The sequence below is a fragment of the Pseudaminobacter salicylatoxidans genome (assembly GCF_003148475.1).
In the GTDB taxonomy this organism is placed as follows: Bacteria; Pseudomonadota; Alphaproteobacteria; order Rhizobiales; family Rhizobiaceae; genus Pseudaminobacter; species Pseudaminobacter salicylatoxidans.
In genome coordinates this window covers 70,540-86,292 of record NZ_QGGG01000011.1, presented here as the reverse complement: position 1 = coordinate 86,292, position 15,753 = coordinate 70,540, and the positions used below count along the sequence as shown (strand labels likewise).

At 64.1% G+C, this 15,753-nt stretch carries 14 protein-coding genes; 11 read left to right on the top strand and 3 right to left on the bottom strand.

Annotated elements, in window-relative coordinates; all coding sequences use genetic code 11:
• Positions 1–163: 163 nt before the first annotated feature.
• Genes C7441_RS15735 through C7441_RS15725 form a run of 3 tightly spaced genes read left to right on the top strand, consistent with a single transcriptional unit; the run spans position 164 to position 3,136 of the window.
• Positions 164–1,111: a Bug family tripartite tricarboxylate transporter substrate binding protein gene (locus C7441_RS15735; protein WP_019171860.1), complete on the top strand. Its 948-nt coding sequence runs from the start codon at positions 164–166 to the stop codon at positions 1,109–1,111.
• Positions 1,108–1,608 (top strand): tripartite tricarboxylate transporter TctB family protein, encoded by a 501-nt coding sequence (locus tag C7441_RS15730; RefSeq protein WP_026060335.1) that lies wholly within the window; start codon positions 1,108–1,110, stop codon positions 1,606–1,608. Before C7441_RS15735 ends, C7441_RS15730 begins: the two co-directional genes overlap by 4 nt.
• Positions 1,609–1,618: 10 nt before the next feature.
• On the top strand, positions 1,619–3,136 hold the full coding sequence (locus tag C7441_RS15725) for a tripartite tricarboxylate transporter permease (RefSeq protein WP_109613699.1): 1,518 nt from the start codon (positions 1,619–1,621) through the stop codon (positions 3,134–3,136).
• Positions 3,137–3,160: 24 nt separating this feature from the next.
• On the opposite strand, the gene C7441_RS24095 is transcribed toward C7441_RS15725, so the two are convergent.
• Positions 3,161–3,325 (bottom strand): hypothetical protein, encoded by a 165-nt coding sequence (locus tag C7441_RS24095; RefSeq protein ID WP_170125152.1) that lies wholly within the window; start codon positions 3,323–3,325, stop codon positions 3,161–3,163.
• A 245-nt stretch (positions 3,326–3,570) separates the two neighbouring features.
• On the opposite strand from C7441_RS24095, the gene rimP reads away from it, so the two are divergent.
• The 8 genes from rimP to pnp all read left to right on the top strand — a co-directional run bounded on the left by rimP (position 3,571) and on the right by pnp (position 13,532).
• Positions 3,571–4,203 carry a ribosome maturation factor RimP gene (rimP, locus tag C7441_RS15715; RefSeq protein WP_109613697.1) on the top strand — a complete coding sequence of 211 codons (633 nt, stop codon included), beginning with the start codon at positions 3,571–3,573 and terminating at the stop codon, positions 4,201–4,203.
• Between the two features lie 40 nt (positions 4,204–4,243).
• Complete coding sequence (gene nusA, locus C7441_RS15710) at positions 4,244–5,836, top strand: transcription termination factor NusA (protein ID WP_026060334.1); 1,593 nt, start codon at positions 4,244–4,246, stop codon at positions 5,834–5,836.
• 23 nt (positions 5,837–5,859) lie between these two features.
• Positions 5,860–6,525, top strand: a complete 666-nt coding sequence (locus tag C7441_RS15705) for an RNA-binding protein (protein WP_210205665.1) — start codon at positions 5,860–5,862, stop codon at positions 6,523–6,525.
• Entirely contained in the window at positions 6,522–9,149 is a 2,628-nt protein-coding gene (gene infB, locus C7441_RS15700) for a translation initiation factor IF-2 (RefSeq protein ID WP_109613696.1), read from the top strand. Before C7441_RS15705 ends, infB begins: the two co-directional genes overlap by 4 nt.
• Before the next feature lie 120 nt (positions 9,150–9,269).
• Positions 9,270–9,683: a 30S ribosome-binding factor RbfA gene (gene rbfA, locus C7441_RS15695; RefSeq protein ID WP_026060480.1), complete on the top strand. Its 414-nt coding sequence runs from the start codon at positions 9,270–9,272 to the stop codon at positions 9,681–9,683.
• A 1-nt stretch (position 9,684) separates the two neighbouring features.
• On the top strand, positions 9,685–10,635 hold the full coding sequence (truB, locus tag C7441_RS15690) for a tRNA pseudouridine(55) synthase TruB (protein WP_109613695.1): 951 nt from the start codon (positions 9,685–9,687) through the stop codon (positions 10,633–10,635).
• Between the two features lie 88 nt (positions 10,636–10,723).
• Positions 10,724–11,068, top strand: a complete 345-nt coding sequence (rpsO, locus tag C7441_RS15685) for a 30S ribosomal protein S15 (RefSeq protein WP_280110090.1) — start codon at positions 10,724–10,726, stop codon at positions 11,066–11,068.
• 316 nt (positions 11,069–11,384) lie between these two features.
• A complete protein-coding gene (pnp, locus tag C7441_RS15680; RefSeq protein ID WP_109613694.1) occupies positions 11,385–13,532 on the top strand; it encodes a polyribonucleotide nucleotidyltransferase in 2,148 nt (715 codons plus the stop codon).
• A 177-nt stretch (positions 13,533–13,709) separates the two neighbouring features.
• On the opposite strand, the gene fabI is transcribed toward pnp, so the two are convergent.
• Positions 13,710–14,519: an enoyl-ACP reductase FabI gene (gene fabI / locus C7441_RS15675; RefSeq protein ID WP_109613693.1), complete on the bottom strand. Its 810-nt coding sequence runs from the start codon at positions 14,517–14,519 to the stop codon at positions 13,710–13,712.
• 13 nt (positions 14,520–14,532) lie between these two features.
• On the bottom strand, positions 14,533–15,753 hold the full coding sequence (gene fabB / locus C7441_RS15670; RefSeq protein WP_109613692.1) for a beta-ketoacyl-ACP synthase I: 1,221 nt from the start codon (positions 15,751–15,753) through the stop codon (positions 14,533–14,535).

Below are 15,753 nucleotides of genomic sequence, written 5' to 3'. Positions count from 1 at the left end.
TTCCTCATCCACAATTCCATGAGTGGCGCTGTTGACAAGATGTCGCAGCGAACGCTTATCTGTTTTCGATTGGCCGGTTTCGCTCTGCGCAGGGCAGAGGAAAGTTGATCGAATGCGGACGTCGGCGTGGGAACGCCACGGGTCGCCCAGAGGGAGGAAGTTCATGCGCAAATTGTTGTTCGCCCTGGCGGGTGTCGTCGCGATGTCGGCCGCACAGGCCTCTGCCACCGATTACAAGATCATGGCGCCAGCCGCCCCGGGCGGCGGCTGGGACCAGACCGCGCGCGCCATGCAGACGGTGCTGCAGGACGAGAAGATCTCCAACAGCGTGCAGGTCACCAACGTGCCGGGCGCCGGCGGCGCCATCGGCATCGCGCAATTCGTCAACACCGCCAAGGGCGACCCTTCACAGTTGATGATCAGCGGTTTCGTCATGGTCGGCGCGCTGCTCACCAACAACTCGCCGGTCACGCTCGATCAGGTCACGCCGATTGCCCGTCTCACCGGCGAATATGAGGCGCTGGTGGTGCCGGCCAATTCCGACATCAAGGATATGGCCGGCCTCGTCGAGAAGCTGAAGGCCGATCCGGGCTCGGTTTCCTGGGGTGGTGGCTCTGCCGGCGGCACCGACCACATCACGGCGGGCCTGATCGCCAAGGCCGTGGGCGTCGATCCGACCAAGGTGAACTACATCGCATTTTCCGGTGGCGGCGAGGCGCTGGCAGCAATCCTCGGCGGGCAGGTCACGGCCGGCATTTCGGGCTATGGCGAGTTCGAGTCGCAGATCAAGGCCGGGCAACTCCGCCTGATCGGCATTTCGAGCGACGAGCGGCTGGAGGGCATCGATGCGCCGACCTTCAAGGAGAGCGGCGTGGACGTTGCGATCCAGAACTGGCGCATGGTCGCCGCCGCGCCGGGCCTCAGCGACGAGCAGAAGGCTGCGGTCGGAGCCGATGTCGAGAAGATGGCGCAGTCCGATGCCTGGAAGAAGATCCTGGCCGACAAGGGCTGGGCCGACACCTATCTGGCCGGTGATGCGTTCGCCGCGCAGCTCAAGCAGGACATCGATTCCACCACCGCGATCCTGAAAGAGATCGGTCTCGTCAAATGAGTGATACCCGCCCATCCGAAGCCGACCGGCCGGGGCAGGAGCGTCGCCCGGACATGGGCGCTCTGGCCATTGCAGCCGGACTGGCGATCATTTCCGTCGTGATCGCCTGGAACACGGCCACGATGGGCGGGGTTGCTTCCTATTCCCGCGTCGGGCCGACCGCCTTTCCCTATGCCATTGCGGCGGTGCTGTTCGTGCTGGCGATATGGACTGCCGTGGAAGCATGGCGCGGCGATTTTCCCGAGCGCGAGGCGGACAATATCCCGCCGATCCTCTGGATCGTCGGCGGGCTGGCGGCTCAGATGCTGTTGTTGAAGGTTGCCGGTTTCTCGATCGCCACCGGGCTTCTGTTCGCGCTGACGGCCCGTGGCTTTGGTCGCGGGCCGTTGTGGAAGACAGTGCCCATCGGCATCGTGATCTCGCTCGCCATCTGGTTCATCTTCTCCAGGGGACTGCAGCTTTCGCTGCCGGCAGGCCCGCTGGAAAACCTGCTCTGAAGCCAAGGCCATGGACACATTCCTCCTTCTCGGCCAGGGTTTTCTGGTCGCCTTCGAACTGCAAAACCTTCTCTATGCGCTGATCGGCGTCACGCTCGGCACGGCGGTGGGGGTGCTGCCCGGCATCGGCCCGGCGCTGACGGTGGCGCTGCTTCTGCCTGTCACCTACAAGCTCGATCCGGCCGGCTCGCTCATCATGTTCGCCGGCATCTATTATGGCGGCATGTATGGCGGCTCGACCACCTCGATCCTGCTCAACACGCCGGGCGAAAGCGCCTCCATCGTCACCGCGCTGGAGGGCAACAAGATGGCCCGCAAGGGGCGTGGCGGTCCGGCGCTGGCGACCTCGGCCATCGGGTCCTTCGTCGCGGGGCTGATCGCCACGATGGGACTTGCGCTGATTGCGCCGACCATCGTGCGCTTTGCGCTGTCCTTCGGCCCGGCCGAATATTTCGCGCTGATGGTGCTGGCCTTCATGACCGTCTCGGCCGCTTTCGGCGATTCGACCCTGCGCGGGCTGACGGCGCTGTTCATCGGGTTGACGCTCGGTCTCGTCGGCATCGACCTGCAGACCGGTCAGGCGCGGCTTGCCTTCGGCATTCCCGACCTGCTCGACGGTATCGAGGTGACGACGCTGGCGGTGGCGATGTTCGCGGTCGGCGAAACGCTGTCGGTTGCGGCATCGAAAAGGTCCGCCGACGAGAAGATCGAGCCGGTGAAGGGATCGGTCTGGATGAGCCGGGAGGATTGGTCGCGCTCGTGGAAACCCTGGCTGCGCGGCACGGCGATCGGTTTTCCGATTGGCGCCATGCCGGCCGGCGGCGCCGAGATCGGCACCTTCCTGTCCTACTCGGTGGAAAAACAGCTTGCCCGCAAGCCGGAAGAATTCGGCAATGGCGCCATCGAGGGCGTCGCGGGGCCGGAAGCCGCCAACAACGCCTCGGCGGCGGGAACGCTGGTGCCGCTATTGACGCTTGGCCTGCCGACGACCGCGACGGCGGCGATCATGCTGGCCGGCTTCCAGCAGTTCGGGTTGCAGCCGGGACCGCTGCTTTTCGCCAACAATCCGCAACTCGTCTGGGGATTGATCGCCAGCCTGCTGGTGGCCAACCTGATGCTGCTGGTGCTCAATCTGCCGCTGATCGGCCTGTGGGTGCGGCTGCTGTCGATCCCCAAGCCATGGCTTTATGCCGGCATTCTGGTGTTCGCCACGCTTGGCACCGTCGGCGCCAATCCGTCGAGCTTCGAACTCGGCATGCTGCTGGCGTTCGGCCTGCTCGGCTACCTGCTGCGGCGCTTCGGCTATCCGATCGCGCCGGTGGTGGTGGGGTTGATCCTCGGGCCGCTCGCCGAGCAGCAGTTGCGGCGCGCGCTGGCCATCAGCCAGGGCGATCCGACGGTGCTGGTGCACTCGCCGATCGCGATCGTGCTGCTGTTGCTTGCCGCTGCCGCCGTTATCGTGCCGCTCATTTTGCGGGCGCGGGGCAAGGGCAAGGTGCTGGCGCAATTGGCCGCCGACGAGGATTGATCCGCGCGCGGCGGTGGCTGGTTGTTAGAAGCGGTTGATCCTGCGGAATTCTTCCGGATCGATGCCGAGGCGATGGAGATTGCCGGCATAGGGCTGGCGACCGTGTGAAACCGCCGAGGCGGCAGCGATCGCATTGCCGAGAAGCATGAAGAGTTCGCCCAGCCTGGAGTGGTGCTGGCGGGTAGACATGATGATTTCCTTTGGATGTTGCACTGCAGCATAGATAGTGCATGCGGGCCGCAAATGCCAGAGCGGCTCGCGCAGGGCAGCCATGCCGCGCGCTCATGGTGCATTTCTACCGCCGGCCGAACCGTATTGACTTGAAAATGGCGGGTCGTTGAGCTAAGTAAATTCCAAATTCTTGGTCGGTATGACGAAGAGTGGGTCCATCCGGTCCCGCTCTTTTTTGTTACCGGCCCCAGCCTGGGTCGGGAATGACAGAAGAAACTGCCAATATCGAAGGTGATGATCGCATCATCCGCGAAAGCGGTGTGGATGCGCGCGTGGCGGCCATGATCGCGCCGGTGCTGCGCGCCATGGATTTCCGGCTCGTGCGTGTGCGCCTGTCCGGCCAGAACGGCCTGACGCTGCAGATCATGGTCGAGCGCGAGGACGGCACCATGACCGTCGAGGATTGCGAAGAGGTCAGCCGCGCTGTCTCGCCCGTTCTCGATGTCGACGATCCGATCGATAAAGCCTATCATCTGGAGGTTTCGTCGCCCGGCATCGACCGTCCGCTGGTGCGCAAGTCCGATTTCACGACATGGGCCGGCCATCTGGTCAAGCTGGAGACCTCGATCCTCGTTGCCGACCGCAAGCGCTTTCGCGGCCGGATCGGCGAATCGGACGAGGACGGCGTCGTGATCGAGCGCGATCAGCCGGCCTATGGCGAGGAGCCGCGGGTGCGGATACCGTTCGAGACGATCGCCGATGCGCGGCTGATCCTGACCGACGACCTGATCCGCGATGCGCTGAGCAAGGACAACAAGGCGCGCAAGGAAGCCAAGAAGCGTCGTGGCGAACCCGACGACGACAGCGCCGAAGACGAAAACGAAACAGAAGAGTGATTGAACGGCCGGCCCTCCGGCAATGTTCAGGGAGACCATTATGGTAGTCAGTGCGAACAGACTTGAACTGCTGCAGATCGCCGATGCGGTCGCGCGTGAAAAGTCGATCGACAAGCAGATCGTCATCGCCGCCATGGCCGATGCCATCCAGAAGGCGGCGCGCTCCCGCTACGGCCAGGAAACCAACATCCGTGCCGACATCAACCCGCAGACGGGCGAGATGAAGCTGCAGCGGCTGATGGAAGTGGTCGAGAACGTCGAGGATTACGCGACGCAGATCTCCCTGCAGGAAGCGCGCGAGCGCAACCCCGATGCGCAGTTCGGCGACTTCATCGCCGAGCAGCTTCCGCCGATGGATTTCGGCCGCATCGCCGCCCAGTCGGCCAAGCAGGTCATCGTGCAGAAGGTGCGCGAGGCCGAGCGCGACCGGCAGTATGACGAATACAAGGATCGCATCGGCGAGATCGTCAACGGCACGGTCAAGCGCGTGGAATATGGCAATGTCATCGTCGATCTCGGCCGTGGCGAGGCGATCATCCGCCGCGACGAACTGATCCCGCGCGAGAACTACAAGTATGGCGACCGCGTCCGTGCCTATGTCTACGACGTGCGCCGCGAACAGCGCGGCCCGCAGATTTTCCTGTCGCGCACGCATCCGCAGTTCATGGCCAAGCTGTTCACCATGGAAGTGCCGGAAATCTACGACGGCATCATCGAGATCAAGTCGGTGGCCCGCGATCCGGGCTCGCGCGCCAAGATCGCCGTGGTCAGCCGCGACAGCTCCATCGATCCGGTGGGCGCCTGCGTCGGTATGCGCGGTTCGCGTGTGCAGGCCGTGGTCGGCGAATTGCAGGGCGAGAAGATCGACATCATTCCGTGGTCGCCTTCGGCTGCCTCCTTCATCGTCAATGCGCTGCAGCCGGCCGAAGTCGCCAAGGTGGTGCTTGACGAGGATGCCGAGCGCATCGAGGTGGTGGTGCCGGACGATCAGCTGTCGCTGGCCATCGGCCGCCGCGGTCAGAATGTGCGCCTGGCCTCGCAACTCACCGGCTGGGACATCGATATCCTGACCGAGCAGGAAGAGAGCGAGCGCCGCCAGAAGGAATTCACCGAGCGTTCGACCCTGTTCATGGACGCGCTCAATGTCGACGAGATGGTCGGCCAGGTGCTGGCCTCGGAAGGCTTCACCAGCGTCGAGGAAGTGGCCTATGTCGATGCCGACGAGATTTCGTCGATCGACGGCTTCGACGAGGATACCGCCGAAGAGATCCAGACCCGCGCCCGCGAGTATCTCGACCGCATCGAGGCCGAGCACGACGCCAAGCGCCTCGAACTCGGCGTTGCCGACGAACTGCGCGAACTGCCGGGTATCACCACCGCCATGCTTGTGGCGCTGGGTGAGGATGGTGTGAAGACGGTCGAGGATTTCGCCGGCTACGCCGCCGACGATCTCGTCGGCTGGAAGGAGCGCAAGGACGGCGAGACCAAGTTCTATCCGGGCGTTCTGGCAAGCTTCGGCGTCACCCGCGCCGATGCCGAGCAGATGGTCGTGGCCGCCCGCCTCAAGGCCGGCTGGATCACCGAGGAAGAGGCTGCCGCCGAAGAAGGCGACGCCGAAGCCCAGGATGCGTGAGGTGACCACGCATCAAACAGGATATGTCGCCCGACGAGATGAACGATCGCACATGCATCGTTACGCGCAAGACCGCCGAACCGGATGATCTGATTCGTTTCGTCGTCGGGCCGGACGGTGCTGTCGTTCCGGATCTCAAAAGAAAGCTGCCCGGACGTGGTTGCTGGGTCACTGCCGATCGCCTACATGTAGACAAGGCGGCCGGTAAGAGTCTCTTTGCGCGTGCCTTCAGGAAGGATGTCACGGTTGTGCCGGATCTCGGCGCGATGGTGGATGGCCTTCTGGCCAGGACGGCATTGGGCGCATTGGGGTTGGCGCGAAAGGCCGGCGCGGTCGCGCTGGGCGCGGCCAAGGTCGACAGTGCAGTCCGCAGCGGGCAGGCGCTTCTCGTCCTGCATGCCGAGGAAGCGTCGGAAGACGGTCTGCGCAAGATAACCCAGGCACGCAAGGCCACTGCCTATGCGGGCGGACCTGCCATCCATGCCTATAAACTTTTTTCGGAAGCCGATTTGAGTTTGGCATTGGGGGGCACAAATGTGATACATGCAGCCGTTCTCGCGCAGGACGCGGGACGTGCGGTGCAGAAGCGCATGGTTGCGCTTGACCGTTACCGGGGCGGATCCTCGGAAGATCGGGCAATGTTTGCGGCGATTGCTGACGAAGATGAGGCCGCAGAGGATTTGGAATGAGCGATACGAAATCGGGAGACGACAACACTTTGAGCGTCAACACGAAGAAGACTTTGACGTTGAAGCGGCCCGGCCTGGAGCAGGGTACTGTGCGTCAGAACTTCTCGCACGGACGCACCAAGTCGGTCGTCGTCGAGACAAAGAAGCGCAAGTTCACCATACCCGGCGAGAAGCATGAGCCTGTCGCCGCCGCGCCCGCTCCTGCGCCCACGCCCGCCCCCGCGCCGGCAGCACCCAAGCCTCAGCCTCAGACACAGGCCGCGCCTGCTGCTCCGGTCGCCCGGCGCGAAGCCCCGCGCCCCGCGCCGCGGCCGGCTCCGCCTTCCGAACGTCCCGGCATGGTACTGAACGAGCTGTCGTCGAGCGAGATGGAAGCGCGTCGCCGTGCGCTGGAGGACGCCGTCGCCCGCGAAGCCGAGGACCGCGCCCGTGCGGCCGAGGAATCCAAGCGCCGTCAGGAAGAGGATGAGCGTCGCCGTCGCGAGCGCGAGGAATCGGCACGCCGTCAGGCAGAGGAAGAAGCGCGCCTGAAGGCCGAGGCCGAAGCTCGTCATCGGGCCGAGGAAGATGCCCGCCGCCGCGCCCCGCAGGCCGCGGTCGCGGAAGAGGCCGATGTCGAGGAGCCGAAGGCCAAGAGCAAGAGCACGCCGTCGCCGCGCAGCGGCATCCCGGTCAAGCGCCCTGTGACCCCCGAGGTCGCGCGCCCGGCCAAGACGCGCGGCGAGGAAGATCGCCGTCGCGGCAAGCTGACGCTCAACAGCGCGCTGTCCGAGGACGGTGATGCGCGTGCACGTTCGCTGTCGGCCATGCGTCGCCGCCAGGAGAAGTTCAAGCGGGCCATGCATCAGGAGCCGCGCGAGAAGATTTCGCGTGAGGTCGTGCTGCCCGAAACCATCACCGTTCAGGAGCTTGCCGGTCGTATGGCCGAGCGCGCCGTGGACGTGGTGAAGTTCTTCATGAAGCAGGGCCAGATCCTCAAGCCGGGCGACGTTATCGACGCCGACACGGCCGAACTGGTCGCGGCCGAATTCGGCCACACCGTGCGCCGCGTTGCCGAATCCGACATCGAGGAAGGCCTGTTCGACATCGCCGACCGTCCGGAAGACATGCTGCCGCGTCCGCCGGTGGTCACCATCATGGGCCACGTCGATCACGGCAAGACCTCGCTGCTGGACGCCATCCGCAACGCCAATGTCGTGTCGGGCGAGGCCGGTGGCATCACCCAGCATATCGGCGCCTATCAGGTCGAGAAGAACGGCCAGAAAATCACCTTCATCGACACGCCCGGCCACGCCGCCTTTACTGCGATGCGTGCGCGCGGCGCACAGGTGACTGATATCGCCATCCTGGTGGTGGCGGCCGACGACTCGGTCATGCCGCAGACGATCGAGTCGATCAGCCATGCCAAGGCTGCGGGCGTGCCGATCATCGTTGCGATCAACAAGATCGACAAGCCGAGCGCCGATCCGCAGAAGGTGCGCACGCAGCTTCTGCAGCACGAAGTCTTCGTGGAGTCGATGGGCGGCGACGTGCTCGAGGTCGAGGTTTCCGCCACCAAGGGAACCAATCTCGACAAGCTGCTCGAAGCGGTGCTTCTGCAAGCGGAGGTGCTCGACCTTCAGGCCAACCCGAACCGCACGGCCGAAGGCGCGATCATCGAGGCCAAGCTCGACAAGGGCCGTGGTCCTGTCGCCACTGCACTGGTGCAGACCGGTACGCTGCTGGTCGGCGACATCGTCGTGGCCGGCAACGAATGGGGCCGCGTGCGTGCGCTGGTGACCGATCGCGGCGACCATATCAAGGAAGCTCTGCCTTCCACGCCGGTGGAAATCCTTGGCCTTCAGGGCACGCCGCAGGCGGGCGACCGCTTCGCTGTGGTCCACGACGAGGCCAGGGCGCGCGAGATCACCGAATACCGCCAGCGCAAGGCGCGCGACAAGGCTGCCGCCAAGCATGCCGGTCAGCGCGGTTCGCTCGAACATATGATGTCGCAGCTCCAGTCCAGCGGCCTGAAGGAATTTCCGCTGGTCATCAAGGGCGACGTGCAGGGCTCGGTGGAGGCCATCGTGGCCGCGCTCGACAAGCTCGGCACCGACGAGGTTCGCGCGCGCATCGTGCATGCCGGCGCCGGCGGTATCACGGAAAGCGACATCTCGCTGGCCGAGACGTCCGGTGCCGTCGTCATCGGCTTCAACGTTCGCGCCAATCCGCAGGCGCGCCAGGCAGCCGAAGCTGCGGGCATCGACATCCGCTACTACAGCATCATCTACAGCCTTGTGGATGACATCAAGGACGCCATGTCGGGCCTGCTGTCGCCGGAGCGTCGCGAGACCTTCATCGGCAATGCCGAGATCCTCGAGGTGTTCCACATCACCAAGGTCGGCAAGGTTGCCGGCTGCCGCGTGACCGAGGGCAAGGTGGAGCGTGGTGCTGGCGTACGCCTGATCCGCGACAACGTCGTCATCCACGAAGGCACGCTAAAGACGCTGAAGCGCTTCAAGGACGAGGTCTCGGAAGTGCCGGGTGGCCAGGAATGCGGTATGGCCTTCCAGAACTACGAAGACATCCGCCAGGGCGACATCATCGAGTGCTTCCGCGTCGAGATGGTGACCCGCACGCTCTAAGCGCGCATAATGAACTGACCGGCTTGCTGGACGGTGGTGCCTCGCACCGCCGTCGGCCGGCCGGTTTTGTGCTCGCGGTTTGATCCCGCGGTCCATGATCATTCAGGATTGCACCAGACAATGTCACGTTCCCATTCTTCCGGCCCCTCCCAGCGTATGTTGCGCGTCGGCGAGCAGGTGCGTCATGCCCTTTCCGAGTTGCTCCAGCGCGGCGAGGTGCGCGACGATCTGATCGAAGCGACGGTGATCTCGATCTCGGAGGTGCGCATGTCGCCCGACCTGAAAATCGCCACCGCGTTCGTTTCGCCGCTGGGCGCACCCGACGACAATGCCGTGGTCGAGGCGCTCAACCGTCACACGCGTTTCATTCGCGGCCGCGTATCGCCGGCGCTGCGGCAGATGAAATACATGCCCGAATTCCGTTTCCGGCTCGATACGAGCTTCGACAACTTCACCAGGATCAATGAACTGCTCAAATCCCCCGAAGTGAGCCGGGATTTGGATGCCGACGACGACAAGGAGCAGGAACAGTAAGATGGGTCGCCGAGGCAAGAAGAAGGGCCGGCCGGTTTCCGGCTGGGTAATCCTCGACAAACCGGTCGGCATGGGCTCGACCGAGGCCGTGTCCAAGATCAAGTGGCTGTTCCAGGCCGAGAAGGCGGGACATGCCGGCACGCTCGATCCGCTCGCTTCCGGCATGCTCCCGATCGCTCTGGGCGAGGCCACCAAGACGGTGCCCTATGTGATGGATGGCGCCAAGGTTTACCGGTTCACCGTCGCCTGGGGCGAGGAGCGCTCGACCGACGACCTTGAAGGCCCGGTCACAGAAACCTCCGACAAGCGGCCGACCGAGGCGGAAATCCGCGCGCTGCTGCCCAAATATACGGGCGTGATCATGCAAACGCCGCCGCAGTTCTCGGCAATCAAGATCGCGGGCGAGCGCGCCTACGACCTGGCTCGCGAAGGCGAGAAGGTCGAGATTCCGGCGCGTGAGATCGAGATCGGCCGGCTCGACATCGTCGAAACCACGCCTGAAGGACATACCGTGTTCGAAATCGAATGCGGCAAGGGCACCTATGTCCGCTCGCTGGCGCGCGACATGGGCCGCGATCTCGGCTGCTATGGCCATATCGCGGCATTGCGCCGTGTCGAGGTCGATCCCTTCACAGAAGAGGATTTCGTCACGCTGCCGGACATGGAGGCTGCCGCCCCTTCCGCCGAGGACAGGAATGCGGGCGTTGCCCTCGATTTTCACGCTCTCGACGATTTCCTGATCGACACCGGCGCGGCGCTCGATTGTCTGCCGCAGGTGGCGCTGAGCGACGATGCCGCCACGAAGGTGCGGCTCGGCAATCCCGTCATCATCCGCGGCCGCGATGCGCCGGTGGAGGCCGAGGAGGCCTGCGTCACCGCGCGCGGCAAGCTGGTGGCCATCGGCGCGATCGAGGCTGGCATGTTCAAGCCGCGGCGCGTTTTCAGCGTTTGAGCGGGCTTTGGCAGCCATTTTGCAATAACGCTGGTCTTTTCGCGCGTTTTGGACTATACGCCCCGCAGCATTGTGCCAACGGGGCGCAATGTGCATCGGCCCCTGCTGGACGACATCCCGGCTGCGGGCATCTCGTTTCCTCCAGATCGAAAGGAAAAACACGATGTCGATCACTGCCGAACGCAAGAAGGAATTGCTTGCCGAGTTCGCCACCGCCAAGGGTGATACGGGTTCGCCCGAGGTTCAGGTTGCCGTTCTCTCGGAGCGCATCAAGAACCTGACCGAGCACTTCAAGGACCACAAGAAGGACAACCATTCCCGCCGTGGTCTTCTGGCTCTGGTTTCGCAGCGCCGCAGCCTGCTTGACTATCTCAAGCGCAAGGATGAGGCCCGTTACCAGACGCTGATCGAGAAGCTCGGCCTGCGTCGTTAATATCTTGACCGGCGGACCTTCGAAGGTCCGCCGGTCTGCCATCCGGGTCCGGCTTCGCGCCGGGTTCGCGAGCGTCCAGATGCCGGAAATGCATGAATTTCTTCCGGCAAATCAGGCGCCATCAGTTTCGGCGAGGCGAGGGCCGGCCGAGACCGACCATGGGACTGGTCATGGGGCAGGATTGCAGGATGCCTGGCGCGCCTTTCACTGGCGCTTGAAGTCCAGACCTCCCGTTGTCTTGCCCGTGGCTCGTCCGGAACAAGCCAGGGAGGGATGCGCGCCCCGCGCGCGTCCTCCCGTATTTGAAGGACAGGACATGTTCAATCATCACTCCGTTGAAATCGAGTGGGCGGGTCGGCCGCTCAAGCTCGAAACCGGCAAGATCGCCCGTCAGGCCGACGGCGCCGTGCTTGCCACCTATGGCGAGACCGTCGTGCTGGCCACCATCGTTTCGGCCAAGGAGCCGAAGCCGGGCCAGGATTTCTTCCCGCTGACCGTCAACTATCAGGAAAAGACCTATGCCGCCGGCAAGATCCCGGGCGGCTATTTCAAGCGTGAAGGCCGTCCGAGCGAGAACGAAACGCTGGTTTCGCGCCTCATCGACCGCCCGATCCGTCCGCTTTTCGCCGACGGCTACAAGAACGACACGCAGGTCATCATCACCGTCATGCAGCACGATCTGGAGAACAATCCGGACATCGTGTCGATGGTTGCGGCCTCGGCGGCGCTGACGCTTTCGGGCGTGCCCTTCATGGGCCCGATCGGCGGTGCGCGCGTCGGCTACATCAATGGCGAATATGTGCTCAACCCCTACATCGACGAGATGCCCGAGTCCAAGCTCGATCTCGTCGTGGCCGGCACCGGCGATGCCGTGCTGATGGTCGAGTCGGAAGCCCGGGAGCTTGACGAAGACGTCATGCTCGGCGCCGTCATGTTCGGCCACAAGGGCTTCCAGCCGGTGATCGACGCCATCATCAAGCTGGCCGAGGCTGCCGCCAAGGAGCCGCGCGAGCACGCCGCCGAAGACCTCTCGGAACTCGAGAAGGAAATGCTGGCGATCGCCGAGAGCGATCTGCGCGAAGCCTACAAGATCACCGACAAGCAGGCCCGCTACGCCGCCGTCGACGCTGCCAAGGCCAAGGTCAAGGCCGCCTTCGCCGCCGAGGGCGAAGAAGCTCCGAAATGGGCTTCCGAGCAGGTCGCCACCGTGTTCAAGGAACTCCAGGCCAAGATCGTGCGCTGGAACATCCTCGACACCGGCTCGCGCATCGATGGTCGCGATCTCAAGACGGTTCGCCCGATCGTTGCGGAAGTCGGCCTTCTGCCGCGCACCCACGGCTCGGCGCTGTTCACCCGTGGTGAGACGCAGGCGATCGTGGTCGCCACGCTCGGGACCGGCGAGGACGAGCAGTTTGTGGACGAGCTGACCGGCACCCGCAAGGAAACCTTCCTGCTCCACTACAACTTCCCGCCCTATTCGGTGGGTGAGACGGGCCGCATGGGCTCGCCCGGCCGCCGCGAAATCGGCCATGGCAAGCTGGCCTGGCGCGCCATCCACCCGATGCTGCCGAGCGCGGAGCAGTTCCCCTACACGCTGCGCGCCGTCTCGGAGATCACCGAGTCCAACGGTTCGTCCTCGATGGCGACCGTGTGCGGCACCTCGCTGGCGCTGATGGATGCCGGCGTGCCGCTGGCCAAGCCGGTTGCCGGCATCGCCATGGGCCTGATCAAGGAAGAAGAGCGCTTTGCGGTTCTCTCCGACATCCTCGGCGACGAGGACCATCTCGGCGACATGGACTTCAAGGTGGCCGGCACTGCCGGTGGCATCACCTCGCTGCAGATGGACATCAAGATCAGCGGCATCACCGAGGAGATCATGAAGATCGCCCTCGACCAGGCCAAGGATGGCCGCATCCATATCCTGGGTGAAATGTCGAAGGCCATCACCGAGGGCCGCAAGGAACTCGGCGAATTCGCGCCGCGCATCGAGGTCATGCATATCCCGACCGACAAGATCCGCGACGTGATCGGCTCGGGCGGCAAGGTCATCCGCGAGATCGTGGAAAAGACCGGCGCCAAGATCAACATCGAGGACGACGGCACCGTCAAGATCGCTTCGGCCAGCGCCAAGGAGATCGAGGCGGCCAAGAAGTGGATCCACACCATCGTGGCCGAGCCGGAAGTCGGCGAAATCTACGAGGGCACGGTCGTCAAGACCGCCGACTTCGGCGCCTTCGTCAACTTCTTCGGCCCGCGTGACGGTCTGGTTCACATCTCGCAGCTCTCCGGCGAGCGCGTCGCCAAGACCACCGATGTCGTCAAGGAAGGCGACAAGGTCTACGTCAAGCTCATGGGCTTCGACGAGCGCGGCAAGGTTCGCCTGTCGATGAAGGTCGTCGATCAGGAGACCGGCAAGGAAATCGTCAAGGAAAAGAAGTCCGAGGACGAGGAAACCGTCGCCTGATAGCGACGACATCCTGACAATCGAACGGGCGTCACCGCAAGGTGACGCCCGTTTTCGTTTGGCATGGTCGCGCTCGGCGGCGTGCTTGATGCTTCCCAGGCGGGAATTTGCGCAGGCCGTAAAAGAAAACGGCCGGTTTGACCGGCCGTTTGTCGTACTGAGTATTTTCCGCCCGGCTTATTCGCCGTGGTCGCTCTGCTTCAGCTCGTCCAGCGTCGGCATGGAGACGATGTGATAGCCGGAATCCACATAATGGATTTCGCCGGTCACGCCGGAGGACAGGTCGGACAAGAGATAGAGCGCCGAGCCGCCGACCTCGTCGAGCGTGACGGTGCGGCGCAGCGGCGAATTGCGCTGCTGGTAGGAGAACATGTGGCGCGCGTCGGCAATGCCCGCGCCCGCCAGCGTGCGCACCGGGCCGGCCGAAATGGCGTTGACGCGGATGCCGTTGGGGCCATAGTCGTCGGCGAGGTAGCGGACGCTGGCTTCCAGCCCGGCCTTGGCCACGCCCATGACGTTATAGTTGGGCATGACGCGCGTGGAGCCGGCATAGGTGAGCGTCAGCATTGAGCCGCCTTGCTTCATCAGGCCGGCGGCATGGCGCGCGACTTCGGTGAAGGAATAGCAGGAGATCACCATCGTGCGGATGAAATTCTCGCGCGTGGTGTTGGCGTAGAGGCCCTTCAGCTCGTTCTTGTCGGAGAAGCCGATGGCGTGGACGATGAAGTCCAGCCCGCCCCATTTGTCGCCCAGCGTCTCGAACACGGAGGCCACAGAGGCGCTGTCCTCCACGTCACAGGGCAACACCAGCGAAGCGTTGACCTGATCGGCCAGTGGTTTCACGCGGCGGCCGAACGCCTCGCCCTGATAGGTGAAGGCCATCTCCGCGCCGTGTTCGTGCAGCCGGCGGGCGATGCCCCAGGCGATCGAGTGGTCGTTCGCGACGCCCATGACGAGGCCGCGCTTGCCTTTCATCAAACCTTCCATCGGAAGAATACCCTCAGCCGTTGAAGCGCTGGAAGACCAGCGTGGCATTGGTGCCGCCGAAGCCGAAGGAGTTCGACAGCACAGTGTCGATCTTTGCGTTGTCGATGCGCTTGCGCACGATCGGCATGCCCTCGAATTCCGGGTCCAGCTCGGTGATATGGGCGCTTTCGCCGATAAAGCCGGCCTGCATCATCAGGATCGAATAGATCGATTCCTGTACGCCTGCCGCGCCCAGGGAATGGCCCGTCAGCGACTTCGTGGACTGGATCGGCGGAATGTCGTTGCCGAACACCTCGCGCACCGCCTTCATCTCGCCGGAATCGCCCACCGGCGTCGAAGTGCCGTGGGTATTGATATAGTCGATCTTGCCCGAAACGGTCGCCATGGCCTGCTTCATGCAGCGCACCGCGCCTTCGCCCGACAGCGCCACCATGTCGTAGCCGTCGGAGGTCGCGCCGTAGCCGACGAGTTCGCAGTAAATCTTGGCGCCGCGCGCCTTGGCGTGCTCCAGTTCCTCAAGCACCAGCACGCCGGCGCCGCCGGCGATGACGAAGCCGTCACGGGTCACGTCATAGGCGCGCGAGGCGCTCGAAGGCGTATCGTTGTGCTTGGAAGACATCGCGCCCATGGCGTCGAACAGGTCCGACATCGTCCAGTCGAGATCTTCGTGGCCGCCCGCGAACATCACGTCCTGCTTGCCCCACTGGATGAGCTCGGCGGCGTTGCCGATGCAATGCGCCGAGGTCGAACATGCCGACGAGATCGAATAGTTCACGCCGTGGATCTTGAACCAGGTGGCGAGCGTGGCGGAGGCGGTGGACGACATCGCCTTCGGCACGGCAAACGGCCCGATTCGCTTCGGGCTGCCGTTCTTCAGCGTGGTTTCGGCCGCTTCCACGATGGTGCGGGTGGAAGGACCGCCCGAACCCATGACGATGCCGGTGCGCTCATTGGTGATGTCGCCCTGCTCCAGGCCGGCGTCGGCGATGGCCTGCTCCATGGCGACATGGTTCCACGCACCGCCGCGCGACAGGAAGCGCATGGCGCGGCGGTCGACCAACTCGGTCGGGTCGAGCGTCGGCGCTCCCCAGACCTGCGAGCGGAAGCCGTGTTCGGCAAAGGAATCGGAGAACGTGATGCCCGATTTCGCGTCACGCAGCGAGGCGGTTACCTCGTCCGCGTTGTTCCCGATGGATGATACGATGCCGAGGCCGGTAACAACAACACGTCTCAT